Source organism: Streptomyces sp. NPDC001732 (genome assembly GCF_053596315.1).
On record NZ_JBSFFY010000018.1, the window covers coordinates 48924 to 73886 of the forward strand.

Genomic DNA, 24963 nt, shown 5'->3' on the forward strand with positions numbered 1-24963 from the left:
CCGGCGGGGTGCGCCCCGTCCCGCTCCAGGAACGACCGCAGGCACCGGACAGTTCAACGACCTTGTTCTCGTACGGACTTGTGGGCCGTCACGGGCTCTTGCGGACGAGCTTTCCGTCGGGCGCGACGGCGAACCACTCGCCGTCCAGGCCCTGCCCGTTGACGTCACCGGGCGCTGTGTCGCCGACGTAGTAGTACAGCGGCCAGTCCCCGTACGTGACGTGCACGGCGCCGCCGTTCCGCTCGGTCTCGTGCAGCAGCGACGACTTCACGTTCCGGCCGGCGGAGGCGGGGGAGGGGCTGGTCAGCGCGGGCCACACGGCGATGCACTCCGCGTCGCAGTCGCCGGCCGCGTCCTTGTCCCTGGTGAAGGCGTACAGGGTGCGGCCCTTGCCGTCGACCAGGATGGATCCGAGTTCGGACCGGGCCACGGTGACGGTGGTGCCGCGGATCGTCCTGCCCGCGGTCCCGCTGTCCTCCCTGCCGCCGCCGTCGCTCCCGGCGCCGCAGGCGACCAGCCCCACGGCCAGCGGAACCGCGAACAGAGTCCTGTGCACGCGCATGGTGATGACCTCTCTCGCTCTCGTACGTGGTGGATACGGCGGGGTGAACCCGCACCGTGGCCCACACGTGCCGTCCGGCGTCCGGGTTCAGCGGCCTCGATCGCGGATTGCATTGAACCGGTGCCGCCCGCGATCCGTTTCCCGACCCGAAGGACCCGACTCCCGGAAGGACGAAAAGACATGCGCAGGCTCACTGTCGTGGTGGCCGCCACCGTGCTCGCCACCGGTCTCGCCACAACGACCCCGGTGCTGGCCGACGACGGCCCCGAAGGCGTCCGCACCACGGGCAACGGGGTCTCGTCGGCCGCCGCCGAGGCGGCGCAGGCCCCGACCGTCTCCCTGGTCGCGCGGCTCTCCGGCGACCAGGAGGTGCCCGAGAAGGGCGGGGCCGCCACGGGTGACGACGACGGCAAGGCCGTCGCCCTCATCAAGGTCAAGGGCAACCGGGTCACCTTCGCCCTCACGTGGAACGGCATCGGCCGGCCGACGCGCGGCCACCTCCACCAGGGCTCGGCAGGCTCCAACGGCGACGTGCGGGCCCACCTCTTCGGCGCGCCGATGCCCGCCACCGTGCAGTCCGCAGCAGGGCAGACCACGGTGTCCTCGGCCGAGCTCGCCGAGCGGCTCCGTTCCGACCCCGACAGCTTCTACGTCGACCTGCACACCGACGCCCTCCCCGGCGGCGCCGTGCGCGGCCAACTCCGCGTCCTGGGAAGGCCGGTGAACCCGTTGAGCATCATCCGGGGCGGCAAGCTGCGCGCGCTCGCGGACGGCGGCCAGGAGATACCGGCGAGCGACCCGGACAAGGCCGGCGACCCGGACGGGCACAGCACCACGTTCCTGCACCCGAGAGCGGAACGCGTGGACTACTCCCTGGCGTGGGTGAACATCGGGCCGCCGCTGGCCGGACACATCCACGAGGGAGCGCTGGGGGAGAACGGCGACGTACGGCTGCCGCTGTTCGTCTCGCCCGTACCGAAGAACATCTTCGCCGTCTCCGGCAGCGTCAGCGCCCCGGACGCCTCGGTGATCGCACAGCTCGGGAAGAACCCGACGGGCTTCTACTCGAACCTGCACACCGAGAAGTTCCCCGACGGCGCGGTGCGAGGGCAGCTGTTCCGCTGATGTCCACCGGCACGCGTATGGACGGCCGGTCCGGCAGTGGTCTGCGGGCAGTCTTGATTGTCCTGGTCACTGGTGGAATTCTGCCTCCGTGCGGATCAAACCCCTCGGCCCCAAGTCCCTTCTGCTGTTGGCCATTTTGCCTGCGGCTCTCGGGCTGACGCTGCTCCTGGGCGTCGTAACCTCCGGAGCCGACGGGGTCACTCCGGCACAAGGCGTGCCTGCCGATGAGCAGTACGTGGACATCGCCGGTGTCCCGCGAGCCCCGGTTCCCGTCGCCGGACCGGACGCGGCCACAGGGACCGTCACCGTCGACTGCGGCCGCAACGAGTCGGGGCATTACAACGCGGACAACGTCGTCATCTCACCGGGCGTCGTCAACGGCGCCCATCACACGCACGACTACGTCGGCAACCTCTCCACCAATGCCTTTTCGACCAACGGGAGTCTGGCCGTCGCCGACACCACCTGTGCGGGCGGCGACCGGTCCACGTACTACTGGCCGGTCCTGCGCCGTCTCGACCGCACCGGAACGGACGTCGATCGTGCGGGAGGCGGTCTCCACGGCAACACCGGGGAGATCGTGAAGCCGTCGTCGGTGCGGGTGGAGTTCCGCGGCAACCCGGTGAGTTCGGTCGTCGCCATGCCGCGGTTCCTCAGAAGCGTCATGGGCGACCCGGTGGCGGCCACCACGAGCAGCGTCAACGTCCGTGCCCAGTGGGGCTGTTCCGGATATCCGGAGCGGTTCACCACCAAGTACGTGCTCTGTCCGGAGGGCAGCGGACCGACCCGGACCCTGGACTTCCCGAGCTGCTGGAACGGCCTGGCCACCGACAGCCCCGACCACCGCGCACACATACAGTTCCCCGCCCCCGACGGCACCTGCCCGCGGGCCACCTTCCCCGTTCCGCAACTGCGCGTCACCCTCGCCTACGACCTCCCGGACGGCACGCCGTTCGCCGTCGACTCCTTCCCGGAGCAGCTGCGCGACCCGAGCACGGACCACGCCATGTTCGTGAACGTGATGACCGAGGACCGCATGGCGGAGCTGGTGCGCTGCATCAACGAGGACCGGCAGTGCAACTCCGTGTGACCCCGCCCCGAACCTCGATCGACTATGACGCAGCTCACATGCGGCAGGGTTGAACCGGTGACGCCCGCCCTCCGTGTTGAGCGCATCGGCCCAGGAGAGGACGGAGAAAGTGGATGGTGGCATTGTGGTCCCGCAGTCGGCAGAGGCAGGACGTCGGTGACGAGGCACTGATCCGGTCCCTCTACGAGGAACACGGCAGAGCCCTCCTCGGCTACGCGCAACGCCTGACCGGCGACCGCAGCGCGGCGGAGGACGTGGTCCAGGAGACCTTGATCCGGGCCTGGAAACACCCCGACGCCCTGGTCAACGGCAAGGGCTCGGTGCGCGGTTGGCTGCTCACCGTGGCCCGCAACATCATCACGGACCGGTACCGGGCCAAGGCGGCACGCCCCACGGAGGTCGCCGAGTCGACGACCACCCAGCCCATCGAACAGGACCACGCGGACGCCGTGGTGAACTCGATGGTGGTCATGGAGGCGCTCGACCGGCTCTCACCGGACCACCGGGACGTCCTGCTGGAGATCTATTTCCGGGGCAGGAGCGTCGCCGAGGCGGCGACCAGCCTCGGGATACCACCGGGAACGGTCAAGTCCCGGTCACACTATGCGTTGAAGGCGCTGCGGGACATGTACGAAGACAAGCCGAAGGCAGTGAGCCTCGTGGCGTTGAAGGGGGTGGCGGTGTGAGCATCAGGGAACATGACAGCGAACTGCTCGGTGCCTATGTCCTCGGCGCGCTCGATGAGCAGGAGGTGAGGGCCGTCGACGAACACCTGGCGTCCTGCCAGATGTGCAGCGACGAGATGGGCGGGTTGCGGGACATGGAGTCCGCGCTCGGTGAAGTCCCCCCGGAAGCCTTTCTCGACGGCCCTCCGGACGGCGGTGACCTGCTGCTTCAGCGCACGCTGAGGCAGGTGCGCACGGAACGCGCCGGTCAGAGGGCGCGCAGAGGCCTGGCCCTGGCCGCCGTCGCGGTGGTCGCGGCGGGCGCCGTGCTCGGTGGCGGCGTACTGATCGGGCAGAACACCGGCGACGGCCGCTCCCCGGAGGCCAACCCGCCGGCCCCCTCGGTCACGGCCACCGCGCCGGCCACTCCTCCGGGGAGCGTGAAGGTCGTCGAGGCCCGCAGCACCAGGACCGGCAGCGAGATGCGCCTGAAGGTGACCCCGGCAGTCGACTGGGTCCGCCTCAACGCCTCGGTCACCGGTATCCCGGCGGGGGAGCGCTGCCGCATCGTGGTCGTGGCGAAGGACGGCAAGCGCGAGATCGCCGGCAGTTGGCTGGTCGCCGACAAGGACAAGGGAGCGAACCTCGACGGCTCGGCGGCCGTCCCCATGGCCGACGTCGAGAAGGTCTTGGTCGAGAACGACAAGGGCAAGGAGTACGTGCAGGTCAAGGTCTGAGCGCGCGCCACTCGCTCGCAGCACACGCCTCTGCCGCACCGCGGACGTACCGGAAGAGTGAGGCCGCTCCATCACCGCGTACGTCCGCGGTCCGTGGCCACCGCGACCGATCGGCACGCCCCGCGAGCGACAGGTGGTGAGCATGGGCGCGGCCCCGTCAAGGTCGGACTCGACGTCGGAGCCGGGCAGCTTTTGGCCGGCGGTTTGAGCCCGGCCCCGGATCCGGGCGAGTTCGCTGTGAGCGCGCATTGCTGCACCCGGGCTGTTTTGCAGCAGTGAGTGGAGTGAAACCGGAATGCTGCGTCCTCCCCGAGCATCCCACCGGATCTGCTCGGCGCAGGGGATCCGACCACTCGGATCACCAGTGGTGACCAGAAGACATCCCCGAGACCGAGGATCATGGCTGTCGGCGGTAAAGCAGATGGTGCGTCACGACCGAAGCCATGGCCGCCCTCGACCGCCGACAGCCCTGGATACCGGGACCGCAGCAGACACCTGGTCATTGTTGTAGCGCCGCCCGTCGCACCAGCCGCGTCCCACCCGAGCAGGCGCAGCCCTTGCCGCCGCCAACCTCCGGGCTCGTCGGAAGGCGGCAACAGGGCTCTTCGCACACCGGGCTGCCCCTGTCTCTGGGCATCTCCGGCACCAACATGCACGGCAGCCAGGGACTGGAACCGCTCGTGCGTGGCATCCCGCCCATCCGGTCCTGGCGAGGACCGCGCCGCCGACGCCCGGCCAGGCTTCACACCGACAAGGGATACGAATGCGACCACCCGTGTCGATGGCTGAGCAAGAGGGGCATCCGCCACCGCATCACCCGTAAGGGCATCGAGTCCTCGCAACGGCTGGGTCGCCACCGCTGGGTCGTGGAGAGGACGGTCTCCTGGCCGGCCGGCTGCCGCCGTCTGCGTCGCCGCCACGAGCGTAAGGCGGAGCACTTCCTCGCCTTCGTCGGCATAGTCGCCGCCCTCATCGGCTACTGCCGGCTCAGCAACTGAGCCGGCCCAAGCCTGCTGGGTCGGTGGCAACCCATAAGGTGCGCGCAACGTATCCAAGAAGGAGGTCCCGGGGGATTTTCGGGTCACCTGGTCTTTGCTCGTAGCCGGCGTCCGCTGCTGGAAGCCCCCGTTTTCAACAGCATCAATCAGGAGCTGAAGGACACCATGCATGCGTGGTGGCCGCGACCGGGCGGTTGGCAGACCGGGACTGCTGCACGGATAGGTGACACCTGGCCCGGCTTGCTGTGAGGTGGCCTGGAAGGATGTTGCAGGGCCCAAGCCGTATCCGAAGGAGTTCCGCGAGGCCCGCAAGCGCATCCGGCTGCCGGAGCAGGAGAACGAGGTTCTGCGCGGGGCTGCGGCATATCTGTCGCAGGCGAACCTGCCGTCAAGATGATGTACCCGCTCGTCCGCGAGCCGGCCGCCGCCGCTGCCCCTCACCGGGTGCCGGTGGCAGTGACGTGCCGGGTGCTCGGGCCGGCCCGCCGGCCCTGCTACCGGTGGCTGGTCTCACCGGTCACCATTTCCGAGCTCGCCGGGGCATACCGGGCCAACGCCCTGCTCGACGCGCATCGCGACGATCCCGAGTTCGGTCACCGCTTCCTTGTCGACGAGGCCCGGCCCGCCGGTGAGCCGATGGCCGAGCGGACCGCCTGGCGGATCTGCAGGGGCAACGGCTGGTGGAGTGCCTTCGGCCAGCGCAGGGGCCGTGGGAAGAACGCCAAGGCCGGACCGCCTGTCCATGATGATCTGGTGCGGCGGGACTTCACCGCGGCCGGACCGAACCGGTTGTGGCTGACGGACCTCACCGAGCACGCAACCGGCGAGGGCAAGGTGTATCTGTGTGCCGTCAAGGACGTGTACTCCAGCCGCATCGTGGGCTGTTCCATCGACGCCCGGATGCGGTCCAGCCTCGCGGTGAGAGCCCTTGAATCCGCGGTGGCCCGTCGCGGCCGGGTCGCGGGATGCACTGTTCGTTCCGATCGCGGGTCGCAGTTCCGCTCACGGAAGTTCGTGTCCGTTCTCGCACGTCACCACCTGGTCGGCTCCATGGGCCGGGTCGGTGCGGCCGGCGACAACGCGGCAATGGAGAGCTTCTTCGCGCTGCTGCAGAAGAACGTCCTCGACCGCCGTACCTGGGCCACCCGCCAGGAGCTGCGGATCGCGATCGTCACCTGGATCGAGCGCACCTGCCATCGACGCCGGCGTCAGAGACGCCTGGCCCGATTGACCCCCGTCGAGTACGAGACCATCATGACCCCAGCCGCAGCCCTGGCTGCATGAACCCCGCTGTCACCCAACCCTGCAACAGTCCCTAACGCCATCGCGTGTACCTGGTGACAGCAGTCTTACCAACACCCCCAGTGACACGGGAGGTCATCAGGCTATTGGAGGAGGGAGCCGAGCTGCTCGAGGACGACCGGCAGTGTCTGGGGTAGATGGTTCAGCGGGTCGGCGAAGCGATGGGAACGGCGAGCAGTGGGCGCCGGACTTCGGCGCCTTACTGATGCGTCAGATGGTCGCCCGGTGTATTGAGCGGGAGGACGACCCGGCGGGATCGGTCGCACGCAGGATGCGCTTGCGGCTGGCGCGGGAGAACCCGCGCTGGGGGTGCCGCAGGATCCAGGGGGAGCTCGCCCGGCTGGGGCACAGGATCGGTGCCTCCACGGTCTGGAAGATCTTGACCGCCGCCGGTGTCGACCCGGCTCCCCGCCGCGGCGGGCCGACATGGCGCGAGTTCCTGAGATCCCAAGCCGAAGCCATCATCGCCTGCCACTTCCTGCACCTCGACCTGGTGGATCTTCGCCGGGTCTACGCGCTGGTCTTCCTCGAGCACGGCACACGCACCCTCCACATCGCCGGCGTAACCGCGCATCCGACCGCACCGTGGACGGTCCAGCAGGCCCGCAACCTCCCTTTTGAGGCGGGCGTGCGCTTCAAGTCGTTGCGTTTCTTGATCCGCGACCGGGATGGCAAATAGCCCGAGTCCTTCGACGCCGTCTTCGAAGCTGAGGGAATCGAAACCGTCAAGATCGCCCCGCAGCCCCCGCGGATGAACGCACACTGCGCGAGGGTCATCGGGACACTACGGCGCGAGGCCCTCGACCACCTGTTGCTTTGGAGCGAGCGCCACGCTCTCCGTGTTCTCAGCACCTACGCCGGACACCACAACGGACATCGACCGCATCAGGCCCGAGAGCAACTACCTCCCCTCGCCGACCACCACACTGCGCCGCTGACCGACCTGAATACCCCACGACGGCTGCTCCGGACCCGTGTCCTTGGCGGCGCCTGATCAATGAGTACAGGCACGCAGCATGACCAGCAGTGACACGTTTCTGAACGGCACATGCTCGACAGTGGCATCGGGAGATCATCCCAGACGCCGTACAGGCCGCCGCTCAGAGCGGAGAAGCTGCAGGCCAGAGACAGAATCGTAGTTCCGAGGGGGACAGGCCGATTGATCTTCCTGCCTCGAGCGCAACGCGGGCGACGTCAGCCGTACCAGGTGATACTGCAGACGTAGACGCAGTGGTGGCGCGCCACTGCGAGGAAGCTGATAAAGCCGCGTCCGCCGAGAATGTCGGATTCCCCGATTCCGCCTTCCCGGTCCAAGGGTCGGCCCACCTTTGCCGCGTCAACTCCGAGGGCCGCGAGCTCGGTTGCCAGCCGCTCAACCTCTGCCACTACGCCCGGCGCACGTCCGCCAGCGACGTGCTCCTCGCTGGGGTTGTACTCCCAGATCCAGTCGGTCACAGCCCGGCCTCGGCCTCCGCTGTCTTGCGGATCTGCTGAATTTCATCGATGACCGTTCCAGGGTCCGGTCGGGTCTCGGGTGATGCCTGCGATGTGCACCCGCCGGGTGCCGTGGTCGATGAAGAACAGCACGAACCACCGCCGCAGGAAGACCGTATCGATGTCGAACAGGTCGGTGGCTACGATCGCGGAGGCCTGGGCTTTGCGGAAGTTGGCCCAGGAGCGGTCTGTACGCTTCGGCGACGGGTCGATCCCGGCCTCCTTCAGGATCGACCAGACGGTCGAGGCGGCGACGTTGTGCCCCAGGCCGCGGAGCTACCCGTGGACGCGGCGGTATCCCCATCCAGGGTTCTCCCGCGCCAGACGCAGGACCAGTTGGCGCAGGGCCTCTGGTTTGGGTGGTCGGCCCGGACGACGGGATGGGTAGGTCCACTTCCAGGCGATGAGTCGTGCGTGCCAGCGCAGGCCCGACCGCGGAGAGATCAGCAAGGCCACTTGTGAACGCCGCTGCTTGCTGACGATCATCCGGAGCAGTGTCGCCATGACGGCCCGGTCACTCCAGGAGAAGCACGGCCGTGGCTGGGCACGGCGTGCGATGGCGAGTTGATGCCGGAGCATCAAAATCTCTGTGTCCTTCGAGGCATCCGAGCGGGCGAGCAGAGCAAGCCATCGGAAGGTCTGGCAGGCGAGCAGGTAGATCAGCCGTATCACCACGACCGGCATGGTGCCTCAGAACGGCTGGCTGCTCCTGAGGTCTGGCAGAACCGAACCAACAGGTCAGCCCCGGTGACATAATTCCCGGCACCCACACGGTCCTGCCCAGTCGCCGAATACCGCTGCGCGTACCGCGCCGCGGGCGCCGGGACACATGGTTCCGCTGCCGATTTCTTGCACCAAAGTCGGATACCCGGCTGCCCTGCTTCGAAGGTAGAAATGGAGGTGATTGCCTTTGTCGGAACCTTCCTGGGAAGGGATTTGCATGCCTGTCATCTCTGTCGACATATTGCGCGGCCGGACCGAAGCACAAAAGGCCGCCCTGGCGCGTGAGCTCACCGACGCCTTCCAGCGCACCTGCGGGAGCTCGCGCGAACGCATCTACGTCATCATCCGCGACGTTCCGACGGAGAACTGGGCGATCGGCGGTGAGATGTGCACGAACCTTCCCGCCCCCGCCCCCGCCCTTGCCCCCGAGCCCGCGTCTTCCGCAGCGCATTGACCGGACCGTCCATGCACGCCGAATCGTCAACGTCCGAGCCGTCCGTGCCCGAACCGACCCTTCCCGAGCCGTCCATGGCCGAACGGTACGCGGAAGGCGACCGTATCCGCAGGTAGGTGCTGGGCGACGAGCACATCAACTCCCTGCGCTGAGCCACTGGCCCCCGGCGAAATCCCTGCTCGACCTGATCACGACGTACCCCTTGGGTTCGGTCTGGGCACGCGAGGGTCTGGACCGCCGGACACGCGGCCTCCTCAACCTCGCCCTCCTCACCGCCTTGAACCGGCTCGAAGAGCTGCGCCTCAACATCCACGGTGCCCTGCGCAACGGGTGTTCCGACGAAGAAATGGCCGAAGTGACCCTGCAATGCGCCGCTTACGCCGGTGCTCCGGCCGGCATCGCGCTGATGAAGGCGATCCATGAGGTCCACAACGTCCACGAGGTCCGTGACGCCCTTGAGGCCCACGACTGAGGCCCACGGCAGCGGGCCGGAGCAAAGCTGACCGGCCCCCATGCCTCTTGTCCCGCCTGTCCGGCGGCCTCGTCAACGTACGGGCGCCGCCAGCTCCGCGTCCCGCCCGGCAGAGCCCGCGGTCCCGGCGAGCCGGCTCATGCCCTGCTTGAGGCAGGACCGGGCGATCGAGTCGCCCTGGAGCAGCGTGCGGGAGTTGACGTGCGGCCGGGCGCCGATCGCGGTGACCCACTGCACCGACTCCACCGGAGGACCGTAGGAGAATCGGGCCGGGTGGGGAACGCCCCGGCCGTCGATGACCTGGAAGGTCACATCCGTGACGTCCAGACCGCCCGTCTCGTAGCCGGCGCCTGCCGCGTCGGGGATGAAGTGGGCCCGGCATCCGCCCGCGGTGCGCAGCGACGCCAGCAGCGGGTCGGTGGCCCGGCGCACGTCGGTCGTCGGCAGGTGAGCCTCGACGAGCGCCGTCACACGACGCGGCGCGCCCGGCACCTGGGGCGAGCCGACTAAGAAGGCGCCGGACTCCTCGTCCGCCGTCATCCTCATACGCGGGCCGAGCACCTGGACGACCCCCGCCTCGACCAGGGCGCGGAGCTCCCGGACGCGCGTGGCCGGCGGCCCGCTGGCGGCGTAGTTGTTCAAGCTGCTGAACCAGTGGTCGATGTGGTCCCGGTAGGAAGCACCGCTCAGGCCCTGGTGGGAGATGACCTGCCGCACCTCGTCGCGCAGGTCTCGCATGACCGCGGCGGCAGCCTTGATGGCGCTGACGGCCGGGCCCAGATCGGAGTGCCGCAGATCCTCATCGAGGATGTCAAGGATCCACGCGCGGTAATCGGCGGAGTCGGTGAACTCCCTCCGGTCCGCTGGACGGTCGAGCGCCTCCCAGTTCCAGCGTAGCTCCGGATCGGGCACCAGGTTGCTCAGGAGCGCCTCCATCTCGGGGGATCCCCAGGCGTGCCGCGGATACTCAGCCAGCAGCCGGGCGTGCCCGGTCGGGTCATCGGCCTGCAACAGCACCTTGTAGTAGTTCCAGGCGACCTCCTTCGCCACGAGGGGGAACAGGTCGCGCATGAAGTCGGTGCGACCGGTGCCCGCCGGGCCCCTCAGCCGGGCGATCTCGTCTGCGGACAGGAACGTCGCCCGGTAGCGGGGCACGATCTCCTGACGGATCTCCGCCCGCGCGCGATACGGCACACCGCGCCCCGAACCGGCGTGGATTACCGGCTCGTTGCCGCTCGGCAGATAGGTCAGCCGGCCGTCGGAACCGGGGATGAAACGCCCGCCCCTGCCCTCGGTGAGCAAGATCATGTAGTCATAGAAATTCAGCCCGAGTCCCCGCAGAGCGACGGGCTGACCCGCACCGATCGGCGCCAGGTCCGCCTCCCCCGGGCTGCTCGGCGGCACGTAGTGCAGACCGTGGCGGGAGGCGAAACCGGCGAGATCACGCTGCCTGTCCGTGGGCTCGACGTCGTAGTGGCCTTGCGCGAGGATCACCGCATCGACCGCCAGCGGCAGGTCCTGTCCTTCCAGCGACACCTGCTGCATGCCGTCTGCGGACTCGGTGAGCGAGGTAGCCCGCGTCCGGTGCACCTGGATCCTGACTCCGGACGGCGCGTTGTGCATGATGTGGGCGAAGGCCCAGCCGAGGTATTCCCCCTGAAAGGCCCGTGAGGCGTAGGACCACGGTTCCATCACCGCGGCCTCGGCCTTCGCCTGATCGGTCACATCGGTGACCTCGCCCGCGGCGACCATGCGCGCCCACTGGTACTGCGTGGGCCCGAACGTCAGCGGGCCCTCGCAGGTAACGGTATCGTCCGTGAACACGGTCACGTCCCCGGCGACGGTGTTCATCAGCAGTCGGCGCGACTGGCCGAGCTGCCACACCCGCCCGCCTCCCGCTGGGTAGGGATCGACGACATGCACTTCCACCCGTTTGTCCCCCGTGATTTCAGGGGCATTGGCGCAGATGCGCTCCAGCGCCACGGTCCCTCTCGGCCCGGCACCGACAATGCAGATGCGTACGCTTTCCGCTTCCGTTGACATATCAGTTCTCCTAGCTGAAGCGAATCGTGAAAAGCTGGCGCGGCTCAGCCGATGAGGGCGGCGGTGGTCACTCGACGTCCTCTTGTTGTGTTTCTTTCTGCATTTCCCGGAAGAGGGCGGGGAAGTAGTTGATGTCGTCGGTGAGGCCGGTCAGTAGCGAACCGATGACGGGGCCCGTACCACTGGCACCTTTGCGGTCGGCGCCTTTGAGGAGGTCGCTGTTGTGCCGCCGGGTGCGGTCGCCGAACGGGAGGGAGCCTGTGGACAGATAGCGGATGGCGCCCTCGGCGTCACGCTTGGGGATGATCTCGGACTTGGCGTAGCGACTGGCGCTGAAGGGGATGTCCAGGCAGCCTGCCGCGAAGGCGTCGACCACGGCGGTCCTGGTGTCGGGTGCGGCGAGGACGGGTTCGACGATGTCGGCGACCTCGTCGACTATCCAGGAGAGCTCGTCGGCGACGCGTTCCTCGTCGGCTTTGACGAAGTCCAGGAGCGGCGAGTTGGCACGGTCAGCGAGCCGGAGCCCCTCGACGTTCGCGTGGGTGTCGGGGATGCCGAACGCTTCCTGGTAGGTCTTGGTGATGAGTTTGGAGGCCCCGCCGAGCCGGGCGACGAGAGCCCCGTAGAAGATCAGGTCCTCCGCGTTGCCGCGCTTCTTGGGGAAGACGCCCATGAATTCGTGGAGGACGGGGTGCACGTCCACCTCGGGGGGCAGGTAGGTGCGGGCGAGGACGGGGATCGCCCGCAGTGCGGCGACATCCTGGACGAGGTGGCCGCTCTGCGGGTACGAGACGGAGATGCAGCGCACTCCGGCGCGGGCGGCGAGCACCGCTTCGAGGACGCTGATCGCGAGGCTGATCGAGGGCGGGACGAGCACGGCGGTCAAGGTGCCGAAGAGCTCACGGTCGATGATCAGGCCGAGGCCGGCGAGTTCCCCGCACACCGCATCGACAGCGTTCCACGCGGCGATGGACTCCGCGAGCGGGACCGCCTTGGAGTACGGCAGGTTGTAGGAGATGCCGCCGCCCTCGAAGGAGGTGATGCCGGAAGCGACGGCGACGTCGAAGAGGATGCGGGCGTCGGGCGAGCCGTGGCGTATCTCCAGCGGGGCGGCGACGGACTCGTTGACTTCCCGGCCGCGGAGGTAGCCGTGGCTGACCAGGGGGTAGCCGTTGAGGTCGGCGGGCGCCCGGTTGAGGGAGCGCAGGGACTGCTCGAAGCGTTTGAGGCGGGTGTGCGAGTCGATGGTGAGGGTGAGGATGTCGGGGGCCGCTTGGTCCTCAAGTTCACGCAGGAGGGCCTTCATCTCCTCATGGCCGCCGACGCCGCAGCGCGGCTGTATGGCCACCCGGCCCGCGTCGCGGGCGTCCATGAGGACGCGGGCGGCCGTGGGTTTGCCGAGGGAGGCGATGTAGTCGACTGACTCCGCGAGGGGCGGCAGGGCGTCCGTGCCGGGACTCCCGGAGTGCCCGGGCAGATAGCCGATCTTCGTCATGAGGTCACGGGCAGGCGCTGCCGGTCCGCCGTCCGGCTCGCCCGCAGCTCGTCGAGTGCGGGAAGGAGCTGGGCCGGGTCCTGGAGGATACGATCGACGCCGAGGGCTTGGAGGCGCTCCAGGTCCCTGGGGTCCTTCTTGCTGCCTACGGAGAGGTTGCCCCCGACGATGACGGGGCAGGTGATGCGGCCGGCTTCGCGCGCGGCGGGAAGGTCGCGCAGGTCCTCGTGGACGTGGCCGTTGAGGCTGCCGATGATGACGGCTTCCGCGTCGGGGTGCTGCTCGCAGGCCTGGGCGAATTCTTCGACGGGTGTGCAGGTGCCGAGGTTCTCGACCTCGAAGCCGAGGCCCCGTAAGGCATGGGCGATGAGGTGATTGGCGACGGCGTGGCTATCGCTGGCGGCGACTCCGAGGATGACGAGGCGGCGTTCGCTGTGCGACATGGGAATGCTGTTCCTTCGGGTGGGTGACGATGCCGGGCGGGTGATGGCGTCGCGGGCTGATCGGATGTCGGCGCCGTGGCCCGGGCGGGTGATGGCGCGTGGGCCGGGCGGGGATCAGTCGTCGAAGGCGGCGAAGAGCTCACGCTTGCTGACCGAGCGCAGCCGGGCGACGTCGTACTCCTCGGCGTCGGCGGCCGCGAGGGAGTCGAAGACGTAGTTGATGGCCGGGACCAGGCCCCACACCTCGTGGTAGGGGGGCCAGCCGGGGTGCCCCGCGTCGATGTCCTGCTGCCGCGCGAAGAGGTAGTCGGACCAGGTGCGGCTCGAAGGCGCGCGGTGGTGGTAGTCGTGGACGACGGTGTCGCCGGTGAGAACCAGGTAGCGGGAAGGGGCGTGGACGAACAGCATGCGCAGGGTCCAGCGGGCCCAGGCCAGCGTGCGCCGTCCGGTGGGGAGGGTCCGGTCGGGCGCCGGCTCGCCGATGAATATGGCGTTGGTCAGGGAGGCGAAGTACTCGCGGCCGCGCCGGACTTCAGTGCTGACCGGGGGGAAGGTGTGCTTGACGCACAGGCGTAAAGTGTTGCTGACCTGGAACAGCGGGATCAGCGGGACGAACCAGACGACGAGCAGGGCGTCCCACGTGCCCGTCGCGATCGTGGCGGCGGCCGCGGCACCGTAGAGCACCAGGGAGGTGGCCTTCTCGCTCGTGGCCGACTTGTTCCAGAAGGAGCGGGTTCGGGCGAAGGCGAACGCGAGGTGGAAGTGCGGTGAGCCGAGCTTCGCCAGCACACGGCGCCACATCTGGCGTCGTGTCATGCCAGGGTGCAGGTCGAGGCTGACGAGGAACGCCTGCACGGTGGGGTCCCGAAGGGTCATGTGGTGAGCGGCGTGGTGGTCGCTGACGTGCTCGCGGCTGTACCGCTCGAAGTTCTGGATGATCAGGAGGCTGGAGGTCGCCCGGCCGATGACGGCGTCGAGCTTGCGCTTGCGGTACATGTTCTTGTGGGAGCACTGGTGGTAGACCATCATGCGCAGGTTGCGCATGCCGTGCAGGGTGACGGCCCAGCCGGGCAGCAGCAGGAACAGGAACCAGGACCCCAGCGCCCATCCGGTCGCACCGATGACGGCTCCCACGATCATCGCGGCGGCCGCGGCGGCCAGGTGGTAGGTGGGTGACCAGCCGAACGGGGCCTGTCCGGCCAGGGGTTTGCCCGTGAAGACGGTGAGTAGGGACTGGAGGGGCCCTGGCAGACTCCTCATGGTCTCTCTCGGGTCGGGGGCCGCGCCGGCGGTCGGCCCCGCCTGCCGCGGATGGGCATCGGTAACGGACACGTGCTCTCCTAGATCGATCCGGGTCTGTCATTCCTGGACTTTCCTGGAACGGTCCTCCTGCGCCTTCCGGAGGGCGAACAGGGGCGACGGCCGCGGGAATTGAGGTCGCGGGGGCTGATCCCGGTCCCCGATCCCGATGGGAGCCGGGATGGAGCGTCCGGCCGTCGCCCTGGAGATTTCTATCGGACCTCGCGGTCGGCAACCATTGGACCTTTGTTGAAGAGTTGGTGCGTGAGGGAGACCAGACCTGCCTGGAGCCGGGACTCGACACGGAGCTTGCTGAGAATCTGCGCCATGTGCGCCTTGACTGTTCCTTCGGTCACCTGAAGTCGTGCGGAAATTCTGCGGTTCGAATACCCGGCCCCCAGAAGAAGGAATACCTGGCATTCCCGCTCGGTTAACAGGCCGATGCGCCGGCGTTGTTCGTGCCATATTTCTTGCTCAGCAGTTTCAGTACCGATGATGTCCGTCATCGCAATAACACCACCATTAAGTGCAGTATCACGGAATATGTATGGACCAGTAGAACAAGCTTGCGCTTCGGTCGCTCGGTGCCGCTATCAAGACTCCGTAAAATATATGCACCCGGCATGGATATTTCATTCGATTAGTGGATATAGGGGATGTAACGACTTTAAAGGGCATAAATTTCCCCAGCCTTGGAAGATTTAAACTAATCCTTGGTTCCCCTTGGTTTCATTTTTTAGGCCGGGTCGACAATCGACTCACAATCGGTCCGGAGGCCGGTTTTGCGGCCGATCGCAGCAGCTCGACGGATGTGTGCAAGGGCAACCGCGAAAAGGGGGAGCCAGGTTGTGGCGCGGCGCCGGTGCGGGGTCGGTGCCACGCCATCAGGATGAATTTCAGCGCCCGTCGGAGCAGGCGGTCGGCGGTGCCTTTACCCATGCTTTCAGGGCGCTCTGCGACGATGGCGTGGAGGTCATTCGCCAGGTTCACCGGAGCGCTTCGGTGGTGAGGTTCCTATGAACCCGAACTGCGTTTACGGCCGGAGCGCATCCGGTTGTGAAAGGATCCGGTCATGGAAGGATCGTCTTCCATCTTTTCCCGCCGCCGTACCCGTCTTCGGAACTCATCGCTCAGGACTCGCCGGGGCTCGCTCGGCGCTCGTGCAGAACCAGATCCAGCAGGCCGGGAAAGGCCGCGTCGAACTCCGGCCTGCGTAGCCTGTTCAGGCGGCGCGAACCCACGTCCCGCTGCTCGATCACGCCGGCCTGGCGCAACACCGCGAAGTGGTGGCTGCGCGTCGCCTTGGTGACCGGCAGATCGAACGTGCCGCAGGCCCGGGTCCAGTCGGGCCCGCCCGCCAGCTCCTTCACGATGGTGCGCCGTACGGGATCGGCGAGGGCCGTGAGCGCATCGCTCAGCGTCACGTCGGCGGGATGGACGTGCGAGAGGTTCCGGGCCCGCTGTGACTGGGCCCGCCCTTCATCCGGCGCGCGAGGCGGGGGGGTTGACGAAGTGTTCGACTCTGGTCTTACATCCATGGTGATCGACCTCCGTCGAATACCTTAGACGTCCCAGGAAGCACGGTGGTGTGTCATGCCCGGCCGCCCGCCATCCCGCCAGGACGCGGCCGGCGGGAGCATGCCCCCGGGCGCAGCGGATGCAGCCTCCCGGCCCACCGGTCCGCTCGCCCTCTTCGCCGTCTGTCTCGGCTTCTTCATGGTCCTCATGGACAGCAGCGCCCTCAACGTCGCGCTGCCCGCCGTCCGGGGGGACCTCGCCGGAAGCCTGGCCGGCCTGGAGTGGCTCATCAACGGTTACACCATCACCCTGGCCGCCTTCCTGCTCAGTGGTGGGGCCGTCAGCGACCGCTGGGGCGCGCGGCGGGTGTTCGAAGTCTCCTTGCTGGGGTTCGTCGTGACCTCGGCGGCATGCGCGGCGAGCCCCGGCCTGGGCTTCCTGGTCACCGCCCGGGTGCTTCAGGGCGTCACCGCCGGCGGCCTGCTGCCCGCCTCACTGGCAGTGATCGCCCGCATGTACCCGGACCTCGCCCTGCGGGCCAGGGCACTCACCGTCTGGGGCGGGGTCAGCTCCCTCGCCCTTGTGTTCGGCCCCGTGCTCGGCGGAGTGCTGACCACGGCCGTCGGATGGCGCTCGGTCTTCCTGATCAACGTGCCCGTCGGACTGCTGGCCTGGTGGCTGACCAGGCTGCAGGTGCCGCCTTCCGCCACCCGCGAAGCTGCCCTCGACCCCGCCGGGCAGACACTGGCCGTCATGGTCGTCGGCTGCGGCATCGGCGCGCTCATCGAGGGCGGGGTTCAAGGCTGGACCGACATCGTGACGTGGGCGCTGCTGGCGGTCACCCTCGCCTCGGCCGCGGTGTTCGTCGCTGTCGAGCGCCGTGCGGCGGCACCCGTGCTGCCCCTCGGCCTGCTCGCCCGGCCGCGGTTCGCCTGCGGCCTGGTCATCGGCGCGCTGTTCCAGTTCGGTGCCTACGGTGCACAGTTCGCCCTCTCCCTGCGGCTGCAGAGCACCTGGGGCCTCGATGCGCTCGGGGCGGGACTGTCCTTCGTGCCCTTCGCCGCACTGTGGGCCTTGGCCTCCTTCGTCCTGGCCCGGGCGGTCACCCGTACCGGCCCGCGCCCGCTGCTGATCGGCGGTGCGCTGGCCGCCGCGGCCGGCGCCTGCGCGCTCCTGCCGCTCGGCGGACACCCCGGCTGGTGGATCTTCTTCTGCGGCAGTGCCCTGCTCGGGCTCGGCGCGGGGCTGATGGGGCCGAGCCTGCCCGCCGTGGTCCTGAGCGCAGTGCCCGCCGACCGGTCGGGCCTGGCTTCCGGCGCGCTCAACGCCCTGCGCCAGATCGGCGGGGCAGTGGCGATCGCCCTCTTCGGCGCCTTGCTCGACGGTTCCCCCGGGCCGGCGGGGCTACGGATCTGCCTCGCCCTCGTCGCCCTCGCGTTCCTGGTCGTCGTCATGGCCGTACCCGCGGCTCTGCTGCCCTCCCGCGCCCCGCACACCACCCGTCCCTGACCTCCGCGTCCCCCGTCCCTGACCTCCACACCCCCGCACACCGCCCCGGAAGGAACCATGCGCGCCATCGTCGTCACCCAGTACGGAGGCCCCGAGGTCCTCACCGTCGCCGAACTGCCCACCCCCACGCCTGGGCCCGGAGAGGTGCTGGCTCGTCCCTCGGCCATCGGCGTCAACTTCAAGGACATCTACGAGCGTGAAGGCCGCGGGAAGCCGTCACCTCCCTTCACTCCCGGCTCCGAGGGCGCGGGCACGGTGACGGCCGTGGGCGAGGGAGTGACCTCCCTCGTGCCGGGCGACCGCATAGCCTGGTGCACGGCCCCTGCCGGCTACGCCGAGAAGGTCGTGGTGCCCGTGCGGGCCGCCGTCCCCCTGTCGGCGGACATCACGGACCGGGACGCGGCGGCCCTGCTGCTCCAGGGCCTGACCGCCCACTACCTCACGACCTCCACCCGCCCTGCGCGCGAAGGCGGGACGGCCCTGGTCCACGCGGCCGCCGGAGGCGTCGGCCGCCTCCTGACCCAGCTGCTCACCCGCAACGGCGTCAAGGTCATCGCCACCGTCTCCACGCCGGCGAAGGCCGCGGCCGTCCGGGCGCTGGGCGCCTGGCAGACCCTGGTGACCGCCGGCGGTACCGACCTCGCCGGGCAGGTACGCGACCTGACCGGGGGACGCGGTGTCGACGTCGTCTACGACGGCGTGGGCCGCGACACCTTCGAGGCGGGGCTGAAAGCGCTCCGCCCGCGGGGCACGTTCGTCCTCTTCGGCGAAGCCTCGGGCCCCGTGTCCGCATTCGACCCGCGCTTGCTCGCCTCCCACGGCTCGCTCTTCCTCACCCGTCCGACACTCAACAACCACGCGACCGACCCGGCCGAACTCCTGGAGCGCTCGGCGGAGCTGTTCGGCTGGCTACGCGACGGTGAGATCGACGCCTCCGTCGGCGGGACCTACCGGCTGGAGGAGGCGGCCCGCGCCCACCGCGATCTCCAGCAGCGCCGCTCCACGGGCAAGCTCCTCCTCAGCCCCGAGGGCTCTTGAAGCCCCTGAACGCGCCCGGGAGCGTCGCGCCGCGGCCCTTCGAGACGCCCCTCACGGGCGATGGTCGGGAGCTTCGCCATGGGGACCAGCCCCGCGCTTTTGGTGGCACGGTGGTCCTGGACCACGTGGACTCCTTCGACCCGACGCTGGAAGTCGCCTACCGGGCCCTGAGCTGGTGGTCGGGCGAACTCACCTCCGCGAACGCATACCTCGCGGTCGGTGAAACCAACGGCTTCCATCTGCACTGGGACGATCACGAGGTCATCGCTGTGCAGCTTTCGGGCGAGAAATCGTGGGAGGTGCGCGGCCCGAACATGAAAGCCGCGAGGTGGGCAATGGTCGTTTTCTCGCCATGGCGGGCGCCTCCCGTACGTCCGGCTGACTCGATATGACGGTCAGCCAACGGCAAGAATTCGGCAAGCGTTACGACAGTCATCGGCAAGGACCCGGCTAAGGGCTTTCCCGTAATCCCGGGCGGGCGCGCGACGACAGCCACGGCACCTCGCCGCGTTGTCGGAACGCCCGAATACGTCCAGTATTCGGGCGTCCCTCCGCCTTGCGATGCACCGCGTCTGACGCCGCACGCTGATCCACCAGGGATTACGGGACAGCCCTTAGACAAGCCTCATCGTCCCAGTTCAGATCAATGCCGGTGACTTACCGCGTTTCCGTAGTTCAGGTGCTTGTCGATGGTGGATTCCGGGCGAAATATCCTCTGGCGGTGTTGCGGGGTTCGTCACTTCTGGTGATGTACCCGCGAAGGCCGGGACGCGGCAACGGAGCTCCCGGTAGGACAGAGGATCGACCAAGATCCGACTGTCCGTGAGGGAACTCCGTTGGGTGCTCAGTGTGCCATCGTCCGTATGCCGTCCGCTGTCGATAGAGACATTTCTGCCCCGATAGCCGGGCTGGTGGCTCCGCCCGACCGGCGCTTCGGCGAGCATGTCCGGCTCGGTGTTCTGACTGAGGAGATCGGTCCTGAACTGGTCGATGAGGTCGTGGAGTTGACTGGTCGGATCGAGCGTCGTCGACGGCTGTTGCCGGCCCGGGCGGTGGTCTACTTCGTCCTGGGGTTGTGCCTGTTCAGCAGCTCGGACAGCACCGGACCGCCAGGATACCGTTCGGTCTTGCGCATGCTGACCGAGAAGCTGCGACATCTGCCGGGCCTGTGCGTCCAGCGGCTGCCCACGAGTTCGGCCCTGACCCGCGCCCGGCAGCGGCTGGGCGACAAACCGCTGCAGGCGCTGTTCGAGCGGCGGTGCGGCACGCTGGCCACCACCGTCACGGCGGGCGCGTTCGCCTTCGGACTGCGGCTGGTGGCCTGGGACGGCACTGCGCTGGACGTTCCCGACACCCCGGCAAACGCTGCCCGGTTCGGGTTCACCGGCAAGGGAAGCGTCAACCAGAGCGGGCACCCGCAGGTCCGTCTGATGGCGCTGACCGAGTGCGGCACGCATGCCCTGATCGATGCGGCCTTCGACTCCGTGGCGTCCTTCAGCGAGCACAAGCTCGCCCGCCGACTGCTGGCCTCCTTGCGGCCGGGCATGCTGCTGCTGGCCGACCGCAACTTCTCCGGCTACGAGCTGTGGGGCCTGGGCCGGGCCACCGGCGCCCACCTGGCCTGGCGGATCAAGAAGAATCTGGTCTTCGTCCCACTGCGTGTCCTGCCTGACGGCTCCTACCTGTCGGTCATGCCGACCCCCAAGGAGACCGTCCGGCACGGGCAGGCCAGGGCGGCCGGCCGCACACTGGCCGAGCCGCCCAAGGGTCCCACCGTCCGGATCATCCAGTACGCCGTGACCATCCGCCCGCAGGCCGGCCCGCCCGCCCCGCACCGAGACCTTCCGGCTGGTCACCAGCCTGTTGGACCACCAACTCGCCCCAGCCCACCAGTTGGCCATGGCTTACCACCAGCGGTGGGAGATCGAAAACGGATTCGCCGAGTTGAAGAACCGCCTGCGCGGCGCCGGATTCATCCTGCGCTCCAAGGCACCAGAACTGATCTACCAGGAGGTCTACGCCCTCCTCACCGTCTACCAGGCGTTGTGTGCACTGCAGATGCGCGCGGCGGAACACGGCGGGATCGATCCGGACCGGATCTCTTTCACCGTCACCCTGCAGCTCGCCCGGCTGAAGGTCACCGGCCAGGCCGCGGCCGATGGGATCACGCTCGGCACCGCCCGCCGCGAGGTCGTGACGGAGATCCTGGCCGCCCTCCTACCGGCCCGCCGCAACCGGCAGTGCCAGCGCATCAAGAAACCGATCAAGAACACCTTCGACGTCAGGAAACGGGACCAGCCCCGCACTCCGAGTAACGTCCACTACACACTCAGAGTCACCAGATACCCCACCCCACCTGCGGAAACGCGGTAAGTCACCGGCATTGCAGCTCAGGCGCCTTTTTCCGTGCGTCTAGAAGAAGCCCAGCTTCTTCGGCGAGTACGACACGAGAAGGTTCTTCGTCTGCTGGTAGTGCTCCAGCATCATCTTGTGGTTCTCACGGCCGATCCCGGACTGCTTGTAGCCGCCGAAGGCCGCGTGCGCCGGGTACGCGTGATAGCAGTTCGTCCAGACCCGGCCCGCCTGGATGGCGCGGCCCGCCCGGTACGCGGTGTTGATGTCGCGCGTCCACACGCCGGCCCCGAGGCCGTACAGGGTGTCGTTCGCGGTTTCGATCGCGTCGTCGAAGTCGGAGAAGGGCGCGACCGCCACGACCGGGCCGAAGATCTCCTCCTGGAAGACCCGCATCCGGTTGTTGCCCTCGAAGACGGTGGGCTGGACGTAGTAACCGCCTGCCAACTCTCCGTCGTATTCGATGCGCTGGCCACCCGTCAGGACCTTCGCGCCCTCCTGTCGGCCGATCTCCAGATACGAAAGGATCTTCTGCAGCTGGTCGTCGGATGCCTGGGCACCGATCATCGTGTCCGTGTCCAGCGGGTGCCCGGCCACGATCCGCTCGGTGCGGACGATGCCCGCCTCCAGGAATTCGTCGTACAGCCCGCGCTGGATCAGCGCGCGCGACGGGCAGGTGCAGACCTCGCCCTGATTGAGGGCGAACATGGTGAAGCCCTCAAGGGCCTTGTCACGGAAGTCGTCGTCCTCGTTCCACACGTCGTCGAAGAAGATGTTGGGCGACTTGCCGCCGAGCTCCAGGGTCACCGGCCTGAGATTCTCGGAGGCGTACTGCATGATCAGCCGGCCCGTCGTCGTCTCGCCGGTGAAGGCGATCTTCGCGACGCGCGGGCTGGAGGCGAGGGGCTTGCCGGCCTCCGCCCCGAAACCGTTCACGATGTTGACGACGCCCGGCGGCAACAGGTCGGCGACCAGCTTCAGCCATACGTGGATGGAGGCCGGGGTCTGTTCGGCCGGCTTGAGGACCACCGCGTTGCCCGCCGCGAGCGCCGGGGCCAGCTTCCACGTCGCCATCAGGATCGGGAAGTTCCACGGGATGATCTGCGCGACGACGCCGAGCGGCTCGTGGAAGTGGTACGCGACCGTGTCGTCGTCGATCTCGCCGAGCGAGCCCTCCTGGGCGCGCAACGCACCGGCGAAGTAACGGAAGTGGTCGATGGCCAGCGGGATGTCGGCCGCCAGGGTCTCCCGCACCGGCTTGCCGTTGTCCCAGCTCTCGGCGACCGCGAGCTCCTCCAGATGGGCCTCCATCCGGTCGGCGATCCTGTTGAGGACGAGCGCGCGTTCGCCGGCCGCCGTGGCCCCCCATGCGGGCGCCGCGGCGTGCGCCGCGTCCAGGGCGAGTTCGACGTCCTCGGCCGTACCGCGGGCGATCTCGGTGAAGGGGCGGCCGTTGACGGGGCTGGGGTTCTCGAAGTACTGACCGCGGGCGGGCGGCACGTACGCGCCGCCGATCCAGTGGTCGTAGCGGGACTCGTACGAGACGATGGCGCCCTCGGCACCCGGCGCGGCGTAACGGGTCATCTCTGTGGCCTCCCGGATCCGGTGCCGTCCGCCGTTGGACGGCCCTCGGCGCGAGGGTAGGCGGCGCTACGTTGCAACCCCGTTGCACGAGTCGCGGGGGAGCGGCCACCGCTGCTCGGCGTCCAGCGCCCGGACCCTGGCGTCCAGCGCCGGGCGCTGCCCGGCGGGAACGGCCTCGGCGAGTGCCCGCCAGGCCGGGAGGTCGTCCTCGCCCCAGGGGCTGTACACCCAGTCGGCCAGCAACGCCGGGTCGCCGCGCGCGATGAGCGCCGCCCGCAGCTGTTCCTCGATCCGGCGCCGCAGACGGACGACGGACGGGGCCCGCGAGGCCGGCAGCAGCGGCCCCGGGTAGGCGCCGAGCGCCGCCGCCACCGCGCCCGACGCCAGTCTGCGCGCCACCGCGTCGAAATCCGCGTCGACCGGGGCGGAGAGCCGGTAGGGGCGGGAGAGCAGGAGCTCCGGACCGAGCAGCCGCCGCAGCCTGGAGAGTTCGGCCCGCAACGTCACCGGGGTCACCGACTCGTCCTCGTACAGTTCGACGAGGAGTTCGTCGCCGCCGAGCCCCTCGGGGCGGCGGGCCAGCGCCACCAGGATCTCGCTGTGCCGTCTGCCGAGCCGGATCCTGCGGCCTTCCGTCACCAGCAGTGCCTCGTCCCGGCCGAGCGCGCTGAGCCGCACGCTCCCGCCGGCCGGTGCGGGGGCGAGCAGCGCGAGGTGCGACTCGGCGGCGCGCGCCACCGCCTGCACGAACGCCAGGCTGTGCGGATGGGCGAGCCGGTCCCCGCCGGTGATGTCCACCGCACCCAGGACCCGGCCCGTGTGCGGGTCGTGCAGCGGCGCCGCCGCACAGGTCCACTGCTGGACCGGCCGCAGGAAGTGCTCGGCGGCGAAGACCTGCACCGGGCGGTCCACGGCGATGGCCGTCCCCGGCGCGTTGGTCCCGGCCACCGCCTCGGCCCAGCGGGCACCCTCCACGAAGTTCATCCGGCCGGCGGCCCGCCGGGTCACCGCGGGCCCCTCGACCCACAGCAGTCTGCCGTGTGCGTCGCACACCGCGAGCAGATGCTCCCCGTCCGTCGCGTAGGCGCCCATCAGCTCACGGATCACCGGCATGGCGGAGGCCAGGGGATGCCCGTCCCGGTACGGTCCGAGGTCGTCCGGGCCCAGCTCGACCAGGGCGGCGCCGTCCGGGCTGACCCTGGCCCGCGCCGAGCGCCGCCACGACTCGCCGACGACCGGTCGCACCGGCCGCTCCAGCCGGCCCGCCGTGGTGAACACCTCGTGTGCGCGACGCAGTTGGCCGATCCGCTCGCCGGGGTCCGTATCGGCTGCCAGCGCCACCCAGGGGTCCGTCAACTCACCCTCCCGTCCAGGGGCGTCGTGAACACCCCATCGTCGTCGCAGTCGGCCGCTACGACAACTCCGGTGCACGGGACGGTCGGCCCGGGTGGCGCGGGGCGCGTCAGCCGGCCGAGTACAGATTGACGAGACGGATGTAGCGCACCCAGTCCCACTTCGGCCCGGGGTCGGTGTGGTCGCTGCCGGGGACCTGGGCGTGGGCGAGGATGTGCGCCCGGTCCTTCGGGATCCTGTAGCGGTCGCACACCGAGGCGGTCAGCAGGGCCGATTTCTCGTACATCGCGTCGGTGAAGTACGACGGCTGGTCCACCCAGCCCTCGTGCTCGATGCCGATGCTGCGCGTGTTGTAGTCCCAATTGCCCGCGTGCCAGGCGATGTTCTTCTCCCTGACGCACTGTGCGACATAGCCGTCCGACGAGCGCACCACATAGTGCGCGGAGACCTGCTTCGCCGGGTTCTGGAAGATCCCGATCGTGTCCGGGTACGTCTCCTGGGTGACATGGATGATCACGTACTGGATCGGATAGGCCGAAGGACGGCTCGACACCGTGTAGTTGGAGGTGGAGGCCGGGGTCCAGTGGGCGAGCGGGTAGTCCGTGTCACCCGCGGCCGGGGCGGCCGCGGCGCGGGCGGAGGCCGGGAGCAGGACGGCGGCGGCCGTCGCGGCGGCGCCCTGGAGAATCCTTCTGCGATGCATGAAC

General features: G+C 68.9%; 22 protein-coding genes and 4 pseudogenes. 14 read left to right on the forward strand and 12 right to left on the reverse strand.

The genetic code is table 11. From position 1 onward, the window contains the following. Positions 1 to 88 precede the first annotated feature (88 nt). Complete coding sequence (locus ACWCXX_RS19370; RefSeq protein WP_451128744.1) at positions 89 to 562, reverse strand: COG4315 family predicted lipoprotein; 474 nt, start codon at positions 560 to 562, stop codon at positions 89 to 91. 180 nt (positions 563 to 742) lie between these two features. Between ACWCXX_RS19370 and ACWCXX_RS19375 the strand changes: the two genes are divergently transcribed. From ACWCXX_RS19375 to ACWCXX_RS19405, 7 genes and pseudogenes are all read left to right on the forward strand, one after another. Further along, positions 743 to 1687: a CHRD domain-containing protein gene (locus ACWCXX_RS19375; protein WP_451128746.1), complete on the forward strand. Its 945-nt coding sequence runs from the start codon at positions 743 to 745 to the stop codon at positions 1685 to 1687. A gap of 88 nt (positions 1688 to 1775) precedes the next feature. Next, positions 1776 to 2777, forward strand: coding sequence for a DUF1996 domain-containing protein (locus ACWCXX_RS19380; RefSeq protein ID WP_451128748.1), 1002 nt, complete (start codon positions 1776 to 1778; stop codon positions 2775 to 2777). A gap of 113 nt (positions 2778 to 2890) precedes the next feature. Then, on the forward strand, positions 2891 to 3463 hold the full coding sequence (locus tag ACWCXX_RS19385) for a sigma-70 family RNA polymerase sigma factor (RefSeq protein WP_451128750.1): 573 nt from the start codon (positions 2891 to 2893) through the stop codon (positions 3461 to 3463). Then, complete coding sequence (locus tag ACWCXX_RS19390; RefSeq protein ID WP_451128752.1) at positions 3460 to 4179, forward strand: anti-sigma factor family protein; 720 nt, start codon at positions 3460 to 3462, stop codon at positions 4177 to 4179. Before ACWCXX_RS19385 ends, ACWCXX_RS19390 begins: the two co-directional genes overlap by 4 nt. Before the next feature lie 614 nt (positions 4180 to 4793). Further along, a pseudogene (locus ACWCXX_RS19395) lies at positions 4794 to 5177 on the forward strand (transposase); the annotation flags it as partial. Positions 5178 to 5469: 292 nt separating this feature from the next. Further along, positions 5470 to 6461: pseudogene (locus ACWCXX_RS19400) on the forward strand (IS3 family transposase); the annotation flags it as partial. A 268-nt stretch (positions 6462 to 6729) separates the two neighbouring features. Then, positions 6730 to 7499: pseudogene (locus ACWCXX_RS19405) on the forward strand (integrase core domain-containing protein); the annotation flags it as partial. A gap of 174 nt (positions 7500 to 7673) precedes the next feature. Here ACWCXX_RS19405 and ACWCXX_RS19410 read toward each other — a convergent pair. Both ACWCXX_RS19410 and ACWCXX_RS19415 read right to left on the reverse strand, forming a co-directional pair. Continuing rightward, a complete protein-coding gene (locus tag ACWCXX_RS19410) occupies positions 7674 to 7934 on the reverse strand; it encodes a hypothetical protein (RefSeq protein WP_451128754.1) in 261 nt (86 codons plus the stop codon). A gap of 315 nt (positions 7935 to 8249) precedes the next feature. Beyond that, the gene (locus tag ACWCXX_RS19415) at positions 8250 to 8648 is read right to left on the reverse strand and encodes a helix-turn-helix domain-containing protein (protein WP_451128756.1); all 399 of its coding nucleotides are present in this window, start codon (positions 8646 to 8648) and stop codon (positions 8250 to 8252) included. A 265-nt stretch (positions 8649 to 8913) separates the two neighbouring features. On the opposite strand from ACWCXX_RS19415, the gene ACWCXX_RS19420 reads away from it, so the two are divergent. Then, entirely contained in the window at positions 8914 to 9150 is a 237-nt protein-coding gene (locus ACWCXX_RS19420; protein WP_397803655.1) for a 2-hydroxymuconate tautomerase, read from the forward strand. Beyond that, complete coding sequence (locus ACWCXX_RS19425) at positions 9077 to 9622, forward strand: carboxymuconolactone decarboxylase family protein (RefSeq protein ID WP_451128758.1); 546 nt, start codon at positions 9077 to 9079, stop codon at positions 9620 to 9622. The genes ACWCXX_RS19420 and ACWCXX_RS19425 overlap by 74 nt, the downstream gene beginning before the upstream one ends. Positions 9623 to 9694: 72 nt before the next feature. On the opposite strand, the gene ACWCXX_RS19430 is transcribed toward ACWCXX_RS19425, so the two are convergent. The 6 genes from ACWCXX_RS19430 to ACWCXX_RS19455 form a co-directional block, all read right to left on the reverse strand. After that, a complete protein-coding gene (locus tag ACWCXX_RS19430) occupies positions 9695 to 11665 on the reverse strand; it encodes an FAD/NAD(P)-binding protein (RefSeq protein ID WP_451128760.1) in 1971 nt (656 codons plus the stop codon). Positions 11666 to 11732: 67 nt separating this feature from the next. Continuing rightward, entirely contained in the window at positions 11733 to 13160 is a 1428-nt protein-coding gene (locus ACWCXX_RS19435) for a methylaspartate mutase (RefSeq protein ID WP_451128762.1), read from the reverse strand. Beyond that, entirely contained in the window at positions 13157 to 13603 is a 447-nt protein-coding gene (locus ACWCXX_RS19440) for a cobalamin-dependent protein (protein WP_397803647.1), read from the reverse strand. Before ACWCXX_RS19440 ends, ACWCXX_RS19435 begins: the two co-directional genes overlap by 4 nt. Before the next feature lie 114 nt (positions 13604 to 13717). Next, complete coding sequence (locus tag ACWCXX_RS19445) at positions 13718 to 14863, reverse strand: stearoyl-CoA 9-desaturase (RefSeq protein WP_451128764.1); 1146 nt, start codon at positions 14861 to 14863, stop codon at positions 13718 to 13720. Positions 14864 to 15114: 251 nt separating this feature from the next. Further along, positions 15115 to 15408 (reverse strand): response regulator transcription factor, encoded by a 294-nt coding sequence (locus ACWCXX_RS19450; RefSeq protein WP_451128766.1) that lies wholly within the window; start codon positions 15406 to 15408, stop codon positions 15115 to 15117. A 624-nt stretch (positions 15409 to 16032) separates the two neighbouring features. Continuing rightward, on the reverse strand, positions 16033 to 16440 hold the full coding sequence (locus ACWCXX_RS19455) for an ArsR/SmtB family transcription factor (RefSeq protein WP_451128768.1): 408 nt from the start codon (positions 16438 to 16440) through the stop codon (positions 16033 to 16035). A 100-nt stretch (positions 16441 to 16540) separates the two neighbouring features. On the opposite strand from ACWCXX_RS19455, the gene ACWCXX_RS19460 reads away from it, so the two are divergent. The 5 genes and pseudogenes from ACWCXX_RS19460 (at position 16541) to ACWCXX_RS19480 (ending at position 21340) form a co-directional block, all read left to right on the forward strand. Beyond that, a complete protein-coding gene (locus ACWCXX_RS19460; protein WP_451128770.1) occupies positions 16541 to 17929 on the forward strand; it encodes an MFS transporter in 1389 nt (462 codons plus the stop codon). 57 nt (positions 17930 to 17986) lie between these two features. Beyond that, entirely contained in the window at positions 17987 to 18967 is a 981-nt protein-coding gene (locus ACWCXX_RS19465; protein WP_397803637.1) for a quinone oxidoreductase family protein, read from the forward strand. Positions 18968 to 19092: 125 nt separating this feature from the next. Beyond that, the gene (locus ACWCXX_RS19470) at positions 19093 to 19359 is read left to right on the forward strand and encodes a JmjC domain-containing protein (RefSeq protein ID WP_372458604.1); all 267 of its coding nucleotides are present in this window, start codon (positions 19093 to 19095) and stop codon (positions 19357 to 19359) included. Between the two features lie 471 nt (positions 19360 to 19830). After that, positions 19831 to 20688, forward strand: a pseudogene (locus ACWCXX_RS19475) (IS4 family transposase); the annotation flags it as partial. A 178-nt stretch (positions 20689 to 20866) separates the two neighbouring features. Continuing rightward, positions 20867 to 21340, forward strand: a complete 474-nt coding sequence (locus tag ACWCXX_RS19480) for a hypothetical protein (RefSeq protein WP_451128773.1) — start codon at positions 20867 to 20869, stop codon at positions 21338 to 21340. Positions 21341 to 21379: 39 nt separating this feature from the next. Here the strand turns inward: ACWCXX_RS19480 and exaC are convergent, their stop codons facing one another. The 3 genes from exaC to ACWCXX_RS19495 all read right to left on the reverse strand — a co-directional run bounded on the left by exaC (position 21380) and on the right by ACWCXX_RS19495 (position 24959). Next, entirely contained in the window at positions 21380 to 22903 is a 1524-nt protein-coding gene (gene exaC / locus ACWCXX_RS19485; protein ID WP_451128775.1) for an acetaldehyde dehydrogenase ExaC, read from the reverse strand. Between the two features lie 66 nt (positions 22904 to 22969). After that, the gene (locus ACWCXX_RS19490) at positions 22970 to 24259 is read right to left on the reverse strand and encodes a GAF domain-containing protein (protein ID WP_451128777.1); all 1290 of its coding nucleotides are present in this window, start codon (positions 24257 to 24259) and stop codon (positions 22970 to 22972) included. 106 nt (positions 24260 to 24365) lie between these two features. Beyond that, a complete protein-coding gene (locus ACWCXX_RS19495; RefSeq protein ID WP_451128779.1) occupies positions 24366 to 24959 on the reverse strand; it encodes an N-acetylmuramoyl-L-alanine amidase in 594 nt (197 codons plus the stop codon). Between the last annotated feature and the right edge of the window lie 4 nt (positions 24960 to 24963).